The 16,641-nt window shown below is 61.2% G+C and carries 16 protein-coding genes; 4 read left to right on the top strand and 12 right to left on the bottom strand.

Annotation, left to right across the window (positions count from 1 at the left end):
* Positions 1 to 222: 222 nt before the first annotated feature.
* From fusA to AC07O2_RS20420, 9 genes are all read right to left on the bottom strand, one after another.
* A complete protein-coding gene (gene fusA, locus AC07O2_RS20460; protein ID WP_495099670.1) occupies positions 223 to 2,325 on the bottom strand; it encodes an elongation factor G in 2,103 nt (700 codons plus the stop codon).
* Between the two features lie 80 nt (positions 2,326 to 2,405).
* On the bottom strand, positions 2,406 to 2,879 hold the full coding sequence (rpsG, locus tag AC07O2_RS20455; RefSeq protein ID WP_092761972.1) for a 30S ribosomal protein S7: 474 nt from the start codon (positions 2,877 to 2,879) through the stop codon (positions 2,406 to 2,408).
* A 150-nt stretch (positions 2,880 to 3,029) separates the two neighbouring features.
* Complete coding sequence (gene rpsL, locus AC07O2_RS20450; protein WP_011466063.1) at positions 3,030 to 3,407, bottom strand: 30S ribosomal protein S12; 378 nt, start codon at positions 3,405 to 3,407, stop codon at positions 3,030 to 3,032.
* 162 nt (positions 3,408 to 3,569) lie between these two features.
* Positions 3,570 to 4,727: a D-alanyl-D-alanine carboxypeptidase family protein gene (locus tag AC07O2_RS20445; RefSeq protein WP_495234191.1), complete on the bottom strand. Its 1,158-nt coding sequence runs from the start codon at positions 4,725 to 4,727 to the stop codon at positions 3,570 to 3,572.
* Positions 4,728 to 4,828: 101 nt separating this feature from the next.
* Positions 4,829 to 5,455, bottom strand: coding sequence for an alpha/beta hydrolase (locus tag AC07O2_RS20440; protein WP_495234190.1), 627 nt, complete (start codon positions 5,453 to 5,455; stop codon positions 4,829 to 4,831).
* Positions 5,456 to 5,523: 68 nt separating this feature from the next.
* Positions 5,524 to 5,883, bottom strand: coding sequence for a (2Fe-2S) ferredoxin domain-containing protein (locus AC07O2_RS20435; protein WP_495234189.1), 360 nt, complete (start codon positions 5,881 to 5,883; stop codon positions 5,524 to 5,526).
* Between the two features lie 9 nt (positions 5,884 to 5,892).
* Positions 5,893 to 6,987 (bottom strand): VanZ family protein, encoded by a 1,095-nt coding sequence (locus AC07O2_RS20430; RefSeq protein ID WP_495234188.1) that lies wholly within the window; start codon positions 6,985 to 6,987, stop codon positions 5,893 to 5,895.
* Positions 6,988 to 7,007: 20 nt separating this feature from the next.
* Entirely contained in the window at positions 7,008 to 7,436 is a 429-nt protein-coding gene (locus tag AC07O2_RS20425; RefSeq protein ID WP_495234187.1) for a CopD family protein, read from the bottom strand.
* A 40-nt stretch (positions 7,437 to 7,476) separates the two neighbouring features.
* Positions 7,477 to 8,268, bottom strand: coding sequence for an SDR family NAD(P)-dependent oxidoreductase (locus AC07O2_RS20420; protein WP_495234186.1), 792 nt, complete (start codon positions 8,266 to 8,268; stop codon positions 7,477 to 7,479).
* Between the two features lie 127 nt (positions 8,269 to 8,395).
* Between AC07O2_RS20420 and AC07O2_RS20415 the strand changes: the two genes are divergently transcribed.
* From AC07O2_RS20415 to AC07O2_RS20405, 3 genes are all read left to right on the top strand, one after another.
* The gene (locus AC07O2_RS20415) at positions 8,396 to 9,070 is read left to right on the top strand and encodes a TetR/AcrR family transcriptional regulator (RefSeq protein WP_495234185.1); all 675 of its coding nucleotides are present in this window, start codon (positions 8,396 to 8,398) and stop codon (positions 9,068 to 9,070) included.
* A gap of 234 nt (positions 9,071 to 9,304) precedes the next feature.
* Positions 9,305 to 10,324 (top strand): porphobilinogen synthase, encoded by a 1,020-nt coding sequence (gene hemB, locus AC07O2_RS20410; protein WP_495234184.1) that lies wholly within the window; start codon positions 9,305 to 9,307, stop codon positions 10,322 to 10,324.
* A gap of 73 nt (positions 10,325 to 10,397) precedes the next feature.
* Positions 10,398 to 11,507, top strand: coding sequence for a magnesium transporter CorA family protein (locus tag AC07O2_RS20405; protein WP_495234183.1), 1,110 nt, complete (start codon positions 10,398 to 10,400; stop codon positions 11,505 to 11,507).
* Positions 11,508 to 11,528: 21 nt separating this feature from the next.
* Here the strand turns inward: AC07O2_RS20405 and AC07O2_RS20400 are convergent, their stop codons facing one another.
* The 3 genes from AC07O2_RS20400 to AC07O2_RS20390 form a co-directional block, all read right to left on the bottom strand.
* Positions 11,529 to 14,417 carry a sensor domain-containing phosphodiesterase gene (locus AC07O2_RS20400; protein ID WP_495234182.1) on the bottom strand — a complete coding sequence of 963 codons (2,889 nt, stop codon included), beginning with the start codon at positions 14,415 to 14,417 and terminating at the stop codon, positions 11,529 to 11,531.
* Positions 14,418 to 14,757: 340 nt separating this feature from the next.
* Entirely contained in the window at positions 14,758 to 15,063 is a 306-nt protein-coding gene (locus tag AC07O2_RS20395) for a DUF4148 domain-containing protein (protein WP_495105589.1), read from the bottom strand.
* 113 nt (positions 15,064 to 15,176) lie between these two features.
* A complete protein-coding gene (locus tag AC07O2_RS20390; RefSeq protein WP_495099680.1) occupies positions 15,177 to 15,476 on the bottom strand; it encodes a DUF4148 domain-containing protein in 300 nt (99 codons plus the stop codon).
* 206 nt (positions 15,477 to 15,682) lie between these two features.
* Here AC07O2_RS20390 and AC07O2_RS20385 point away from each other — a divergent pair, with 206 nt between their 5' ends.
* Complete coding sequence (locus AC07O2_RS20385) at positions 15,683 to 16,564, top strand: LysR family transcriptional regulator (RefSeq protein WP_495099681.1); 882 nt, start codon at positions 15,683 to 15,685, stop codon at positions 16,562 to 16,564.
* The last annotated feature ends 77 nt before the right edge of the window (positions 16,565 to 16,641 follow it).

Here is a 16,641-nt window from a genome sequence, read left to right as displayed (position 1 = left end):
TGCCGTGGTCAACGTGACCGATCGTGCCCACGTTGACGTGGGGCTTGGTGCGCGTGAACTTTTCTTTTCCCATTTTTCAATTCTCCAGAAAGAGCTTTTCCCGTGTGAGGTTTAACGTCTGCACAATGTTGCTGGATCGCCTCGCACGGGAACAAGGCGGCACACTGTCGCAGACAGGGGATTCAAGGCCCGACCGCTTGACGCGACGGGCCTAACTTCAACTTACTTGGCGCGGGAAGCCATGATGGCTTCGGACACGTTGCGCGGAGCTTCGCTGTAGTGCTTGAACTCCATCGTGTACGTGGCGCGGCCTTGCGACATCGAACGCAGCGTGGTGGAGTAGCCAAACATTTCGGACAGCGGAACTTCAGCCTTGATGGCTTTGCCCCCACCAACCATGTCGTCCATACCTTGGACCATACCGCGGCGGCTGGACAAGTCGCCCATCACGCTACCGGCGTAATCTTCAGGGGTTTCCACTTCCACAGCCATCATGGGCTCCAGAATCACGGGGCCGGCCTTGCGGCAACCTTCCTTGAAACCGAAGATAGCAGCCATCTTGAACGCCAGTTCGTTCGAGTCCACATCGTGGTACGAACCGAAGTGCAGCGTGACCTTGACGTCCACCACAGGATAGCCAGCCAACACGCCTTGCGTAACGGCTTCGTGGATACCCTTTTCAACCGCAGGAATGTATTCGCGAGGAACCACACCGCCCTTGATCGCGTCGACGAACTCAATGCCCTTGCCGGCTTCGTTGGGTTCAATCTTCAACACCACGTGACCGTATTGGCCCTTACCACCGGACTGACGCACGAACTTGCCTTCGGCATCTTCGATCGTCTTGCGGATGGTTTCGCGGTAAGCCACTTGGGGCTTGCCGACGTTGGCTTCCACGCCGAATTCACGCTTCATGCGGTCGACAATAATTTCCAGATGCAACTCGCCCATACCAGCGATCAGCGTTTGGCCGGACTCTTCGTCGGTCTTCACGCGAAACGAAGGATCTTCCTGGGCCAGACGTTGCAAGGCAATACCCATTTTTTCCTGGTCGGCCTTGGTCTTGGGTTCCACAGCCTGGGTAATCACAGGCTCAGGGAACACCATGCGCTCCAGGGTTACCACGGCGGTTGGATCGCACAGGGTTTCACCGGTTGTCACGTCCTTCAAGCCCACGCAAGCAGCGATGTCGCCGGCGCGGATTTCGCTGACTTCTTCACGGTTGTTGGCGTGCATTTGCACGATACGACCGATACGCTCTTTCTTGCCACGGATCGGGTTGAAGACGCTGTCGCCCTTTTGCAGCACGCCAGAATAGACGCGCACAAAGGTCAACTGGCCCACAAACGGATCGGTCATCAGCTTGAATGCCAAGGCGGAGAACTTTTCGCTGTCGTCGGCTTGACGCACGACGGGAGCGTCGTCTTCGTCCAGGCCGCTCACAGGTGGAATGTCCACTGGCGAAGGCATGAATTCGATCACGGCGTCCAACATACGCTGCACGCCCTTGTTCTTGAAGGCGGTACCGCAGTACATGGGCTGGATTTCGCTGGCGATGGTACGCGTGCGGATGCCCAGCTTGATTTCATCTTCGGTCAAGTCACCTTCTTCGAGGTACTTGTTCATGAATTCTTCGGATGCTTCAGCAGCCGCTTCGACCATCTTCTCGCGCCATTCCTTGGCTTGAGCCAGCAACTCTGCCGGAATTTCCTGGTATTCGAACTTCATGCCCTGAGAAGCTTCATCCCAGATGATGGCTTTCATCTTGATCAGGTCGACCACACCGGTGAAGTTTTCTTCGGCGCCGATTGGGATCACCATGGGCACAGGGCTGGCCTTCAGGCGCAGCTTCATCTGGTCCACAACCTTGAAGAAGTTGGCACCGGTACGGTCCATCTTGTTCACAAAGGCCAGACGTGGCACTTTGTACTTGTTAGCTTGGCGCCAAACGGTTTCGGACTGGGGCTGCACGCCGCCCACAGCGCAGTACACCATGCAAGCACCGTCCAGCACGCGCATCGAGCGCTCGACTTCAATCGTGAAGTCCACGTGGCCGGGGGTGTCAATGATGTTGATGCGGTGTTCAGGCAGGGACGTGTCCATACCCTTCCAGAAGCAGGTGGTGGCCGCCGAGGTAATCGTGATGCCACGCTCTTGCTCTTGCTCCATCCAGTCCATGGTGGCCGCGCCGTCGTGCACTTCACCAATCTTGTGGTTCACGCCGGTGTAAAACAGAATGCGCTCGGTGGTGGTGGTCTTGCCGGCATCGATGTGCGCGGAGATACCAATATTGCGATAGCGCTCAATGGGGGTATGGCGAGCCATAGTTCTCTTTCGTTAAAGCCACAAGCCCGCCATCCGCCGAAGGGTGGTGCGGGCTTGTAAGCTTGAGATGGGAGGGTTGCTTAGAAACGGAAGTGCGAGAAGGCCTTGTTGGCTTCAGCCATACGGTGGACTTCGTCACGCTTCTTCATGGCACCGCCACGACCTTCGGTAGCTTCCATCAGTTCGTTGGCCAAACGCAGGGACATGGACTTTTCACCACGCTTGCGAGCGGCTTCCTTCAACCAGCGCATGGACAGAGCCAAACGACGGACAGGGCGCACTTCGACTGGCACTTGGTAGTTGGCACCACCAACGCGGCGGGACTTCACTTCGACCATGGGCTTGACGTTGTTGATCGCCAAGGTGAAGGCTTCCAATGGGTCTTTGCCTGGGTTCTTCTTTTCAATGAAATCGAGAGCGCCATAAATAATGCGCTCAGCGATTGCCTTCTTGCCGCCTTCCATGATCACGTTCATGAATTTGGACAGCTCAACATTGCCGTACTTGGGATCCGGCAGGATTTCACGTTTAGGGACTTCGCGACGACGTGGCATTTTTCACCTCTTAATTGCTTCAGTTGGCATCTTGGTAGACACCGCAAAAACCATCTTGGTTTTCACTTACTCGACCCAAAACACGGGTCACTACGTTGCATCACCGCGCCACGCGGGAAACAACACCTTTTACTTCTGAAAAACCAGGACTTACTTAGCCTTTGGCTTCTTCGCGCCGTACTTGGAACGCGATTGCTTGCGGTCTTTCACGCCTTGCAAATCGAGCGAACCGCGCACGATGTGGTAACGCACACCGGGCAAATCCTTCACACGGCCGCCGCGCACCAGCACAACGCTGTGCTCTTGCAGGTTGTGGCCTTCGCCGCCGATGTAGGAGATGACCTCAAAACCGTTGGTCAGGCGCACTTTGGCAACCTTACGCAGAGCGGAGTTAGGCTTTTTAGGCGTCGTGGTGTAGACGCGGGTGCAAACGCCACGGCGCTGCGGAGAATTTTGCATCGCAGGGCTCTTGGACTTGATCGTTTCGACCTCGCGTCCCTGACGTACTAGCTGGTTAATGGTTGGCACTAAAGCCTCCTTGACAAAGAAAACGTCCCTAAACGTTTAAAACTAACAGAAAACGTGAATCCCTTCGGAAAGTTCCGAAAAGCCTTCGAGTATAGCTTTTTGAATCAGCGAGCGCAAACCTGCTGTTGTTTTAACAAGTTTGCATGCACTCACTTATGAGAATTACTTGATCCACAAACGAATAGAATCCCAGGCCCGTCCCAGAATACCGGCCTGCTCCACACCGTCCAAAGCCAGCAAAGGCACGGTTTGCAGGGTTTGGTCGCCCAAAACCACCTTCAAGGAGCCCACGGCCTGGCCCTTGATGAAAGGCGCCACCAGGGGATCGGGGCGCTGGATTTCGGTTTTCACCTTGGCGGCGCTGCCGGCGGGCACGGCCACCACCACGGCTTCGGGACGGCCCAGCTTGACGGTGGCATCCTTGCCCTTCCAGACATTCGGCGTGACCACGGCCTGGTTGGCGTCAAACAATTTGACGCCTTCGTAGGCGGTGTAGCCCCAGTTCAGCAGCTTTTGCGATTCGTTCAGGCGGGCGTTTTCGCTGGCAGTACCCAGGACGATGGTCAAGATGCGGCGGCTACCAAGGTTCGGGAAGTCGCGCTTGGCAGTGGCAATCAGGCAGTAGCCGGCGGCATCGGTGTGGCCGGTCTTCAGGCCGTCCACGGTCGGGTCACGGAACAGCAGGCCGTTGCGGTTGTTTTCATTGCTGACGGGCGTACCGGGGTAGTGGTACTTCTTCATTCCGTCGTAATGCGCGTACTCAGGGAAGTCGCGCATCAGGCGGGTCGCCAGGATGCTCAAGTCGCGCGCGGTGGTGATGTGACCAGCCTCGGTCAGGCCCTCGGGGTTGCGGTAGCTGGTGGCTTTCATGCCCAGGGCCTTGGCCTGGGCATTCATCATTTCCACAAAATGCTCTTCCGTGCCGCCCACGCCTTCGGCCAGGGCCATGGTGGCATCGTTACCGGACTGGACGATCATGCCCTTGATCAGGTCTTCCACCGGCACCTGCATCTTGGGGTCGATGAACATGCGCGAGCCGGGCATCTTCCAGGCCTTGAGGCTGACCGGCAGGGTTTGCGTCAGGCTGAGCTTCTTGGTGCGCAGTGCGTCGAACACCAGGTAGGCGGTCATCAGCTTGGTCAAAGAGGCCTGTTCGACCGGCATGTCGATGTCTTTTTCCAGCAAGACCTGGTTAGCGGTGACGTCCAGCACCATATAGGCCTTGGCAGCGATTTCGGGGCCCGCCACCGGTTGGGCTGCAGCGAGCAGGGAAACAGAGGCCAACAAGGGTGCAGCAACAGCCTGCAAGAAGTATTTCATGGATGGGAATGAGAGAGTGAGAGATCAACAGGACGGGCGGCGCCGCAGCCACCCGGGTCAGGGGAAACCCCCGGTGCGACCCCTGGCAGGGCCGCAAAGTTTCATGCCTTTAGATGGCGCAGCACTAGATTTTTCAACAGCGGCAATTGTCCGTGAAAAAAATGCCCGCCCGCGGGCACAACCGTCACAGGAAGTATCTGCGGCCGCGCCCAGTCCATGACGGAAGCCAGGGCGACGGTGTCATCCTGCTCACCATGGACGACCAGGGTGCGCTCATGCACGGCGGGCGGCAAGGTGGCTGCGGGTGCCCGCGCGGTGGAGGTGCCGACCAGCACCAGCTTTTCGACCGGGCGGCTGTCCCACAGCGCCTGCACCGCGTGGGTGGTGACGAAGGCGCCGAATGAAAACCCCGCCAGGGCCAGCGGCTGGCCGGCCGGCGCCGTCTGCGCCACCACGGCCAACAGGTCTTCCATCTCGCCACGGCCTTCGTCGTGCGTACCGGCACTGGCACCGACACCGCGGAAGTTGAAACGCACAGCTGTCCAGCCGGACTGCACGAACGCCCGCGCAATGGTTTGCACCACTTTGTTGTCCATGGTGCCGCCAAACAGCGGGTGCGGGTGGGCGATGACGGCAATGCCGCGCGACACGCCTGCGGGCGCGTCCTGCGCGGCTTCTATGGCGCCGGCGGCGCCGCTCAGGCTCAAACGCTGGGTCGATGCATTCACGGAATTACTACCAAATTGATAGCTGCCAGCGCAGGTAATGCCTGCGCCAGAGGCCTAAAAAGCTTAAATCAACGCCCCAGGCGGGCTGGCGTCACCAAACGCTCCACCACCTTGCCGTTCTTGAGGTGCGACTCGACGATCTCGTCGATATCGCTCTCGTCCACGAAGCTGTACCAGACCGCCTCGGGGTAGACCACGGCAACCGGACCGGCGGCGCAGCGGTCCAGGCAACCGGCCTTGTTCACGCGCACCTGGCCGGGGCCGGACAGGCCCGCCTTCTTGACCAGCGCCTTGCAGCGGTCGAAACCGGCCTGGGCATTGTGGTGGGCGCAGCTGTCTTCGCCATTGGTGCGGTCGTTCAGGCAGAAGAAGATGTGGCGCCCGTAGTACGACCCAACGGGTGTATCGGGATTGGTGGTGTCAGTCATGGCGGTATTTTAGTTTTCCGCCGCAGGCCGGGCGATGCGGCCCACCACCACGGCCAGCGCCGCATAGGGCCACAGCCAGCCCAGCCACTGCACCAGACCATTGAAACGGATGAACTTGCCCTGCTCCCAGGTTTGCAAAGTTTGGGCAAAGTAGGCGCTGGCCGGCGCCTGGTTCAGCACACCCAGGTGTACCGCCAGGGCCAGCAGCAACAGCGCCGCACAGGCCCGGCGCGGCACCCAGACCAGGGCCACGGACGCCGCCAAGCCGGCCCACAGACCCACGCGCACCGGCTGGGTCAGCCACTGCAGCGCATGGATGGGGCCATAGCTCAGACCGGCTGACACCGCCGCCGCCGCCAGGCCCAGTAGCAGAATCAACGGCGCAAACACCAGGCGCTGGCGTACCTGGCGCAGCACGCAATAGCCCAGCAAGCACGGAATCAACGCGCCCAACAGCACGCACAGCAGCTCGGCCCCCGGCACCAGGGGCTGCAGCTCGACATCACGCACCGGCAGCCAGTCCAGAAAAGGCGTGTCCACCAGCATCTCGGCCAAGCCGGCCTCGACTCGCTCCAGCACCTGGCCCAGCCCCAAAGGCACGGCGGCAGGGAATAGCAGGGCCACCGGCCAGAGCGCCAGCAGCACCAGTACATTGCGCGCATCGCTGACAAACCAGCGATCGCGGAAGCGGCTCCAGCGGTCAATCGCCCCCAGCCGCTCCAACAGGGTCGCCACTACAGCCCCCAGCAACGCGCCGGCGCTGTTCAGGGCCCAGTCCACATTCGACGGCACACGCATAGGCAGATAACTTTGCAGCGTCTCCATCACCAGGGACAACAAACAGGCCGCCAACGTGGCCGCCAACACCGGCACCCGGGTACGGCCCGAACGCAGGCCGCTCAACGCCCACAAAAAACCCAATGGGGCGTAGCCAGTGACGTTGATGGCCACGTCAAACCCGGTCCAGTATTTGGGCAGCGGTGCAGTCACAAAGAACCAGGGCGTGATGCCCTGGTCGCGCCAGCCGTCAAAGGGGTACAGGCTGGCATACACCACCAAGCCAACATACAACCAAGCTAGCGGCCAAGCCGAGGTCTTGTGCATCCCAGGACAGACCCTCCAGGTTAAAAGGGTTTCACCACCACCAGAATCACGATGGCCAGCAACAACAGCACCGGCAGCTCGTTAAACCAGCGGTACCAGGTGTGGCTACGCATAGGGGCACCGGCCCGCATCTTGCGCAACAGCACGCCGCATCCGTGGTGGTAGCCGATGACCAGCAGCACCAGGGTCAACTTGGCATGCATCCAGCCATTGCCCGGCCCCCAGCCAATGCCATAGCCCAGCCACAGCCAGGCGCCGAACAACACCGCAGGCACCGCCAGCAAGGTGGTGAAGCGCAACAGCTTGCCCGCCATCAGCAGCAGACGCTCGCGCTCGGCCAGCGAGTCCGGCGGCACCATCGCCAGGTTGACGAAGATGCGTGGCAGGTAGAACAGGCCGGCGAACCAGCTGGCAATGAAAACGATGTGTAAGGCTTTGATCCAGAGCATGCCCAGAGCATACCCCTCGACGGGGTTCTGCCCAGGGCCCTTAGTTCATCACAAAAGCAAGGATGGGCAGGTGCACCCAGCGCGGCGTGGACCAGACCATGAACACCGTCGCCTTGTTGGCCCAGCCGGGCACCACACTCATGCGACCTGCATGCAATGCGCGGATTCCGGCACGTACCACGGGTTCGGGCTTCATCATCAGATGCTTGAGTGCAAACGTGATCTTTTGTTGCGCCGCCTGGACAAACCCGGTGTCCGACAGACCCGGGCACAAGGAGGTTACGGTCACGCCGTCGGGTTTGAACTCCCGGTGCAAGGCATCGCCCAGGCGCAACACATAGGCCTTGGCTGCACCGTAGACCGCCATGTTCTGCACACCAAAGTGAGCCAACATGCTGGCCACCAACAGGATCTTGCCCCGGCCGCGTCGGCGCATGTCCTGGCCGAATATCTGCGTCATGGCGGTCAGGCTGGCGATGTCCAGCTGCACCATGGCCTGGGCATCGTCCAGCGGCGCATCCAGAAAGGCCCCCTGCAATCCATGCCCGGCGTTGTTGATGAGGATGTCCACCTCGACGCCGCGGTCGCGCAAGCGGGCGTGCAACTGCCGGATTGCGTCCAGGTCGGACAAGTCGACCTGCTCCACGATGACCTGGGTGCCGTATTTTTTGTGCAGCGATTCGGCCAACGCCCGCAACCGCTCAAGCCGGCGTGCCACCAGGATCAGCGCATGTCCCTTGGCCGCGTACTGCCGGGCGAACTCCTCGCCAAAACCACTGGACGCGCCAGTGATAAGAACCCATGGGACGGTGGTGGTGTTAGCAGTAGTCATATCGTGTACCTCAATTGAAATCGGATGGAACCTGGCCGGTTTACCCGCTATCTGGGATAATTAAAAGACCGACGGTCTCAAATATAACAGACCAGTAGTCTTTTGTAAAATTTTTACTGAACCTCCCATGACTTTGTCCCCCACATACTTGCGCGCCCGTTCTGCCGAGCAAAAGGAAGAGCGGCGACGCAACCTGCTCAATACGGCGAAAACCATGCTGGACCAGAGCCCCAACCTCCGCGATCTGGGTATCAACGAACTAGCGCGCCAGGCGCAGATGACCAAATCGAACGTGTACCGCTATTTCGAGAGCAGCGAGGCTGTTCTCATGGACGTACTGGTCGAGGAATTTATGCAATGGCACGGCGATCTGGCCGCCGCCCTGGGCGCCCAGGCTGGCGCGACGGTCAACGACATCGCGCGGGCCTTTTCGGCCACTGCCGCGGCGCGGCCGTTACTGTGTCGGCTGGCGAGCATCCTGCCGTCCATCCTGGAACACAACGTGTCGCTGGAACGCATGGTCGAATTCAAACGCAAGCTGCTTGGAGTGCAGCAGCAGGCAGCACAGGGTTTCCACACCTGCGTGCCCACCATCGCCGTCCCCGTGTTCGAGCAATTCATACACCAGGCCCTGCCGCTGATCATCGGCCTCTGGCCGCTCAGCAACCCCGCAGAAGTAGCGCAGAAGGTTTTGGAGCACCCCGATCTTGCAGGTCTGCGCTACGACTTCCAACGCGACCTGGAAACCGGCTTACTGATGCTGCTGCAGGGTCTGACGGCGGTGAACCATGACCGTTCGTAGATCTTTAGGTATCACTCGCATGGCCAGGGGCGTTTCATGCGCTCAAAAAAATACCCCGGCCAGGGGCCGGGGTGCTAAGCCCGTGGGTCATGGACCGCTGGGCCCCGCTCAGGGAGGTAAAGCGGGAGGACGGCAAGCCGCCCCAGGAACAATTTAACAAAGCGGCACCAGCGGTTCAATAGGGCTTATCTGGATATGGCGGCGGTAAACAGCGAATGGGGCACAATTTTGGCCATGACCTCCTCCACCCCCTACGCCCCCTACCCCGCAGGCCGGCCGCGCCGCCTGCGCCGCGCAGCCTTTAGCCGCAACCTGGTGCGTGAAAACACCCTGACCGCCCACGACCTGATCTACCCGGTGTTCGTGCACGAAGGCACGAACCGCCGCGAGGCCGTAGCCTCCATGCCCGGCGTGGAGCGCCTGAGCTTGGACCTGCTGCTGCCGGTGGCCGAGGAATGCGTGAAGCTGCAAATCCCGGTGATGACACTGTTCCCGGTGGTGGACCAGTCGCTGAAGACCTACGGCGGCGAAGAAGCCTTCAACCCCGACGGCCTGGTGCCACGGGTGGTGCGCGAGCTGAAGAAGCGCTTCCCCGAACTCGGCGTGATGACCGACGTGGCACTGGACCCGTACACCAGCCACGGCCAGGACGGCCTGCCCGACGAGAACGGCTATATCCAGAACGAAGCCACCATCGCCGCCCTGGTGCAGCAGGTGCTGGCCCAGGCCGATGCCGGCGTGGACATCGTCGCCCCCAGCGACATGATGGACGGCCGCATAGGCGCCATCCGCCAGGCGCTGGAGGCGCGGGGCCACATCCACACCCAGATCATGGCCTACAGCGCCAAATACGCCAGCGCGTTTTACGGCCCGTTCCGCGACGCGGTGGGCTCGGCCGCCAACCTGGGCAAGAGCGACAAAAAGACCTACCAGATGGACCCGGCCAACACCGACGAGGCCCTGCGCGAGGTGGCCATGGACATCGCCGAAGGCGCGGACATGGTGATGGTCAAGCCCGGCATGCCCTACCTGGACGTGGTGCGCCGGGTAAAGGACGAATTCCGCGTGCCCACCTTCGCCTACCAGGTGTCGGGCGAATACGCCATGCTGCAGGCCGCCGTGCAAAACGGCTGGCTGGACCACGACCGGGTGGTGCTGGAGAGCCTGATGGCCTTCAAGCGCGCCGGTGCCGACGGGGTGCTGACCTACAGCGCCATTGCCGCCGCCCGCCTGCTCAAGGCACAGAACGCTTAAGCTCCTAAAATAATAGCGGATTGCGCATATAAAACCTGCGCGAGCGGCCTATTTCTTATAAATATTTAACACCATGCGGATCTTCACAATTGTCGGCACCAGTGTGGTGGAGAACACCGCCCTACCTAGCGCACCGGTGCTGGGCGGCTACGTCTGGATCGCCTGTGCGCGGAGTGAATTTGAAGTCCAGCAAGCACTGCTGCAGTCCACGCTGCAACAACTCTGCGGCCAGCAACTGGTGGATCTTCATGTGTCCGATTTGCTGAACAACCAGCTGCCGTCGCACTACGACTACACCTCGCAGTACGACCTGCTGGTATTCCGCCGGCTGGCGGCCGGCCCCAAGGAGGCCGGATCGGACGCGCCCGCCGTGCCGCCAGGCCAGCCGATGAAGCGCGGCGGCCCGCCCATACTGCGCCGCATCAACACCAACCCGGTGGGCTTTGCGGTGTTCGACCAAGTGCTGCTGACCGTGCACCCCAGCGACTGCGCGGTACGCGACAGCTATGCCGAGAAGCTGTTGGCCGCCACCTCCACCGAATTGCGGGCCACCGGCGCCCGCGTGCCCACCAGCCCGGCCGATTTGATGCTGCGCATCATCAACACCATGGTCGATGGCTACCTGGACCTGCGCCGCGAACTGACGCGTCAACTGGACCACTGGCAAAGCGAACTGCTCAAGCCCGGGGCCCGGTTCAGCAACTGGAGCGCGCTGCTGGACGCCCGGCTGACCTTGCACCAATTGGACGATGTGTGCGAAGAACAGCGCTCATCCATCCAGGACTGGATCGAGGCGGTAAAGACCTGGCCGGATGCGCAAGGCACGGCCGAGCTACGCGAACGCGAACTGCTGCAGGTGCGTAGCCGCGACGTGCTGGAACATATTGAACGGGTGGTGCACCATGTACGAAGGCTGGAGCAAAGCGTGGAGACCGCCGTGCAGATGCACTTCAGCGTGCAGGGCAACCGGACCAACGACATCATGCTGACCTTGACGGTGCTGACCGCCATCTTCCTGCCGCTGAACCTGATTGCAGGCATCTTCGGCATGAACTTCGAGGTGATTCCCCTGCTGCACCGGCAGGGCGGCTTCTGGTGGGCCATGGGCGCGATGGTGGCCATCGCGCTGGGCATGGTGCTGCTGTTCTGGCGCAACCGCTATCTGGCCCGCACCGGCCGTTGAAGAGCCATCCCGGTCACGTAGCTAAACAGCGGCCAGCCGGCTAAGGTCCAGCGCCTCCTTGGGCACCGGCCTGGAGAAGTAGTAACCCTGCGCCTGGCCAGCGCCCATGTCGCGCAACAAGGCCAGGGTTTCGGCGTCTTCCACCCCCTCGGCGACGACGCTCAGGCCCAATGATTCGGCCATGCGCACGATGGCCCGCACGATGGCGCGGCTGCGCGGGCTGGCGCTTAGCTCCAGGATGAAAGACTTGTCGATCTTCAGGCCGCTGAAGTGATACTGGTGCACATAGCTCAGCGACGAAAAACCGGCACCGAAATCGTCCAGCACCACCGACACGCCATTGTCCGCCAGGTGCTTCATGGCCTGGCGCGCCAGCTCGGGCTCGGCCACCAGGGCGCCTTCGGTCAGCTCCAGGCATATACGCGACGGCGCCACGCCGTATTCGGCCAACAGACTAAGCACTTCGCTAGAGAATTCGGTGCGGGTGATGCTGTAGCTGGAGCAGTTCACATGCACGGTCGGCCAGTGCGCATGCGCAGGCTGCGCCAGGATCGCCACCACGCTTTGCAGCATGTAGAAATCCAGCCGACCAATCAGGCGCAGACCCTCCAGCGCCGGCAGAAACTGGCCAGGTGCCACGATATTGCCACCCGGCTGGTGCCAACGGATCAAGGCCTCCATGGCCACAATGGTGCCGCTCTGCACATCCAGGATGGGCTGGAAATACGGCAGCAATTCGTCCGTGCGTTTGAGCGCATTGCGCAGTGCGCTCTCCTGCTCCATCTGGTCGGACACTTCGCGGCGCACTTCCTGGCTGAACAGCGCATAGCTGTCGCGCCCCGCGTTCTTGACGCGGTACATGGCGGTATCGGCGTCGCGCAGCAGGTCGGCCGGCTCCTGGTGGAACTGGCTGTTGGCGCCGACCACGCCGACGCTGCAGGATGAAAACACGGTGTGCCCATCGACATGGAACGGCAGGTCGAAGGCCTGCACGATGCGCTCAGCTATGGCCGCCGTCACATCCGGCGATGCGCCAAAGGCCAGCACCGCGAATTCGTCGCCGCCCAGGCGGGCCAGCAGATCGCTGTCGCGCATGCAGTGGCGCAGGCGCTCCGCGACCTGGACCAACAACAGGTCACCGCAGTGGTGGCCCAGGCTGTCATTGACCATCTTGAAGCGGTCGAGGTCGATGAACATCACCACCAGCTCCTGGCCATGGGCGCAGTAGGCCTGCCAGGCGCTGTGCAGGCGTTGCTGCAGGTGCGCGCGGTTGGGTAGCCCGGTCAGCGAGTCGTGGGCGTTTTCGTGCTGCAGCTTGGCATTGGCGTGGTCCAGCTCGCGCGTGCGGTCCTGCACCCGCGCTTCCAGCCGCATATTGGCGGTGTGGATGGCTTCGGCCGCGCTGCGGCGGGACAAAGCGGTGTCGATATGCCGGGACACAAAGGTCAGCAACTCCTGGTCGCGCAACGAGTAATGGATGTCGGCCGAATAGCTTTGCACCGCCAGCACACCGCGCACCGTGTCGCCATCGAACAGCGGAATGCCGAGCCAGGAATAGGATATGTCGGTGCCCCGATGCGCAGCGATCTCCCCCAGGCCCTCTAGGCGAACGATGTCCTGGGGAGTGATCAGACAGGGCCGCCGCTGGCGGATGACATATTCGGTCACACCCCGCTCGCCCCGCCGGGCCTTGGGCGGCAGATCCATAAATTCGTCCACGTAGTACGGAAAGGTCACCTCGGCGGTCGCATCGTCAAACAGCGCGATGTAGAAATTGCGGGCAAACAGCAGCTCACCCACGATGCCGTGCAGACCGCGGAACAGCTCGGCCATGTCGCCCGGCTGGCTGGCCAACTCGGTGATCTGGAACAAGGCGCGCTGCAGGTGCTCGGCGCGTTCGCGGTCGGCTACCTCGTGCCGCAGCGCGTCGTTCAGGGTGGACAGCTCCAGGGTGCGCCGGGCCACGGTTTCTTCGAGGTGCGCGCGGTGCAGGATCCGGTCGAGTGCCATGGCCACGTGGCGCGCCACCACCAGGAACAGCTCGCGGTCCTCCACGCTGTAGATGCGCGACACGTCGTACACCTGCATGGCCAGCATGCCGAACACCTCGTCCGAGGCGTTCTTCAGCGGCACCCCCATCCAGAATTCCGGGCGGTGGCCCACACAGTAAAAGCGCCCTTGCGCCTGCGCCGCGGCAATGTCCGTGGCGTCGATGAACAAGGCCTGGCCAGTGGTCAGCACATAGTGGGTCATGGACAGCCGCTGGCGGTCAATCGACTCGTATTCCTCGGTTTCAAAGGCATCGGCGTTGTCGATGTAGTACGGATAGGTGACCTTGTCGATTTGGCTGTCGTACAGCGCCAAGTAGAAGTTTTCGGCATCGATCAGGGTCGACAGCTGGCGATGCACACCTTGCAGGAAAGCCCGCCGCTCGCGGGTGGAGCTGGCCAGGTAGGTGATCTCAAACAGCACCCGTTGGCTGGCCTGGGCCCGGGCCAGCGCGTCGGTCTGCAAGCGCAGACCCAGCTTGCGCGCCAGATCCGCCAAGTGCGGGTTGCCGGCCTCGCTGTGCGGGGCGAGCAGCCAACCCAAGGCACTTTCACCCTGGCCAGTGACCCACCGGTGCAGGCCCTGGTCTTGGCAAAACGCATCGAATGCCTCTTGGGCAAGGGTTTCAGGCCAGTTCCCGGCCACGTCGCCCTGCCCGATGCGATGCAGTGTGTTTCCCGCACGGTACGCCGCCCATGGCAGGGCTGGCACGCTGTTCTTGGCTGCACCCAACAAGGCTTGCAGGCTGTCTTCGGGGGCTGCGGTTTGCGCCAAAGCCGCATTCCCGGACGCGCCCAGATCCCCCGCTGTGTGGCCTGCATGCGGTGGCGATGGGTCTTGTGTGGGGAAACGGGAAGTCATCGGCGCTCCATGCCAGCTGTCAGCCCGCTATCTTCGTTGCTTGCAAGCGCGTATTGCAAGTGTCCTTCGTGTTTTTCGCGCCCCAAACGTCGGAAATCGAGGGTTTTCCAAGTTTTACGCGGCAACTGCGGACCTGTGCATCCACCCGTACCTGTTTGCTGCAAGATTTATAGCTGCCAGCGCAGTATTTATCTGCGCCAGCGACCATTTGCATCTACACCCCACGGCGGCGGAACCGCTCCAGTGCAAAGGCCATCTGGGCCATCTGGGCAGCACAGGGTGCAAAACGCAAAAAGGGCGGTGTCGCCACCGCCCTTGAAGCTCAATCCCGGCGCAGGGATTAGCTGTGTTCTACAGGGATCTGACCGGCATTGCGGGCTGCCACGTACTCGGCCATGACCTGTTCACGGGTCTTGGTGCTGGGGGCCTCGGCAATCACGGGGTAGTTGTTGTCGTTACCGATCAGCAGCGTGCCGTCCTTGCGGGCCTGGGCCAGCTCGGCTTGCACGTCGGCGCGGGTCTTGGTGCTGACGCTGGCGGTCTCGGGATAGTTGCGGTCTGCAGAGCTTTCAGCAAATGCAGCACTGGTAGCAGCCACGGAAGCCAAAGCGATCAGGGCGGAAACGGCGAATTTAGAAGCAGACATGGTAGTTCCTTAGAGTTGTTAGTGGGATGTAATGCGAGGGAACTTTGGCGCCACGCGCCCTCTCTTGCAGAGGACTGCATGGCAGCACGGCACGCCCTCAGGCCTGTTTTTAATTAGCTGCGCTCAACCGGGATCAGACCGGCATTACGGGCAGCCACGTACTCGGCGATCACGTCAGCACGGGTCTTGTTGCTGACAACTTGCGGCAACACGGGGTAGTTGTTGTCGTTGCCGATCAGCAGCGTGCCGTCCTTGCGGGCCTGAACCAGCTGGGCCTGCACTTCAGCGCGGCTCAAGGTGCTGGGGGTGTTGATTTGGGGGTAGTTGTTGTCGTTTCCGGCAAATGCTGCGCTGGTAGCGGCTACGGAAGCCAGAGCAATCAGGGCGGAAGCGGCGAATTTAGATGCAGACATGGTGATTCCTTTTAAACATAAACATGAAATGGAGGGAACCTTGTCGCCATGCACCCGTCTTCCTGGGTTACATCGCATTCAAAGCACACTCACAGTGTTGCAAGCTAGGGTTTGCAAGCTTGCTCATACTGTGAATAGCAGATAGGCGCGAAGTTTCAGCTTTAAACAGGTCGAAATGGAACAAGTCTGTTTCGACAACGGAAACAATGGATACCCTCGAACTCATACGCACCTTCCGCGAAGTCGCTCAGCGCGGCAGCTTTTCCATGGCCGCGAAAACACTGGACGTATCCAAGGCCAATGTCAGCAAATACGTGGCAGCCCTGGAAGCCCGCCTGGGCACGCGCCTGCTGAACCGCACCACCCGCACCGTCAGCCTCACCGACGCTGGCAGTCTGCTGCTCAAACGCAGCACACCGCTGCTGGAAATCGTCGATCTGACCCGCGACGAGTTGAGGCACCGCTCACGCCAGCCCAGCGGCCGCCTGCGCCTGACCGCGCCTGTGGGTCTGGGCAATACCGAGCTGCCTGATTTGCTGGCCGACTTCATCCGCCGCTACCCCGATGTGCACATCAGCCTGGATCTGAGCAACCGCCAAATCGATATGGTGGACGAAGCTATAGACATTGCACTGCGGGTTGGGCGCATTACCGACTCCAATCTCATCGTGCGCAAACTACGCACCGTCGAGCTGCTGGTCTGCGCCAGCCCCGCGTACTGGCAACAACGCGGCATACCGCTGCACCCGGACGATCTCACGGAGCACGACGCGCTCACTTATTCCCTCATAGGAGCGCCGGAGTGGCGTTTCATAGTGGACGGCAAGCTACACCTCGTACCCGTGCAAAGCCGCATGGACGCCACAGACAGCGCGCCGCTGATACATATGGCACTGCAAGACCTAGGGATGGTCATCATGCCGCGCATGCTGATCCAAAAACACCTGGACAGCGGCGAGTTGCAGCCGGTGCTGGAAGACTTCCAGTCCAATGACCTGTGGCTGTACGCGGCCTATACGCAGCGCCGCCACAACAGCGCTGCGCTGAAGGCTTTACTGGCGTTTATGGAAGAGCGCTGGAAGACTTGAACACCCCCAGGCTTGCCCACTGCGTGTGGCCTCCTCCCCCCCTTGCAGGGGGCGATACCAGTGGCCTGGCGGAGCCG

The organism is Rhodoferax sp. GW821-FHT10B06 (assembly GCF_059415605.1).
This window is presented reverse-complemented; position numbering and strand designations above follow the sequence as displayed.

Bases quoted from the DNA above. Each gene is read 5' to 3' on its own strand.
- AC07O2_RS20390 (WP_495099680.1), bottom strand. From the start codon at position 15,476: ATGTCTGCATCTAAATTCGCCGCTTCCGCCCTGATTGCTCTGGCTTCC.
- AC07O2_RS20425 (WP_495234187.1), bottom strand. From the start codon at position 7,436: ATGCTCTGGATCAAAGCCTTACACATCGTTTTCATTGCCAGCTGGTTC.
- rpsG (WP_092761972.1), bottom strand. From the start codon at position 2,879: ATGCCACGTCGTCGCGAAGTCCCTAAACGTGAAATCCTGCCGGATCCC.
- AC07O2_RS20420 (WP_495234186.1), bottom strand. From the start codon at position 8,268: ATGACTACTGCTAACACCACCACCGTCCCATGGGTTCTTATCACTGGC.
- AC07O2_RS20395 (WP_495105589.1), bottom strand. From the start codon at position 15,063: ATGTCTGCTTCTAAATTCGCCGTTTCCGCCCTGATCGCTTTGGCTTCC.
- AC07O2_RS20445 (WP_495234191.1), bottom strand. From the start codon at position 4,727: ATGAAATACTTCTTGCAGGCTGTTGCTGCACCCTTGTTGGCCTCTGTT.
- AC07O2_RS20415 (WP_495234185.1), top strand. From the start codon at position 8,396: ATGACTTTGTCCCCCACATACTTGCGCGCCCGTTCTGCCGAGCAAAAG.
- AC07O2_RS20435 (WP_495234189.1), bottom strand. From the start codon at position 5,883: ATGACTGACACCACCAATCCCGATACACCCGTTGGGTCGTACTACGGG.
- AC07O2_RS20430 (WP_495234188.1), bottom strand. From the start codon at position 6,987: ATGCACAAGACCTCGGCTTGGCCGCTAGCTTGGTTGTATGTTGGCTTG.
- AC07O2_RS20385 (WP_495099681.1), top strand. From the start codon at position 15,683: ATGGATACCCTCGAACTCATACGCACCTTCCGCGAAGTCGCTCAGCGC.
- fusA (WP_495099670.1), bottom strand. From the start codon at position 2,325: ATGGCTCGCCATACCCCCATTGAGCGCTATCGCAATATTGGTATCTCC.
- AC07O2_RS20400 (WP_495234182.1), bottom strand. From the start codon at position 14,417: ATGACTTCCCGTTTCCCCACACAAGACCCATCGCCACCGCATGCAGGC.
- AC07O2_RS20405 (WP_495234183.1), top strand. From the start codon at position 10,398: ATGCGGATCTTCACAATTGTCGGCACCAGTGTGGTGGAGAACACCGCC.
- hemB (WP_495234184.1), top strand. From the start codon at position 9,305: ATGACCTCCTCCACCCCCTACGCCCCCTACCCCGCAGGCCGGCCGCGC.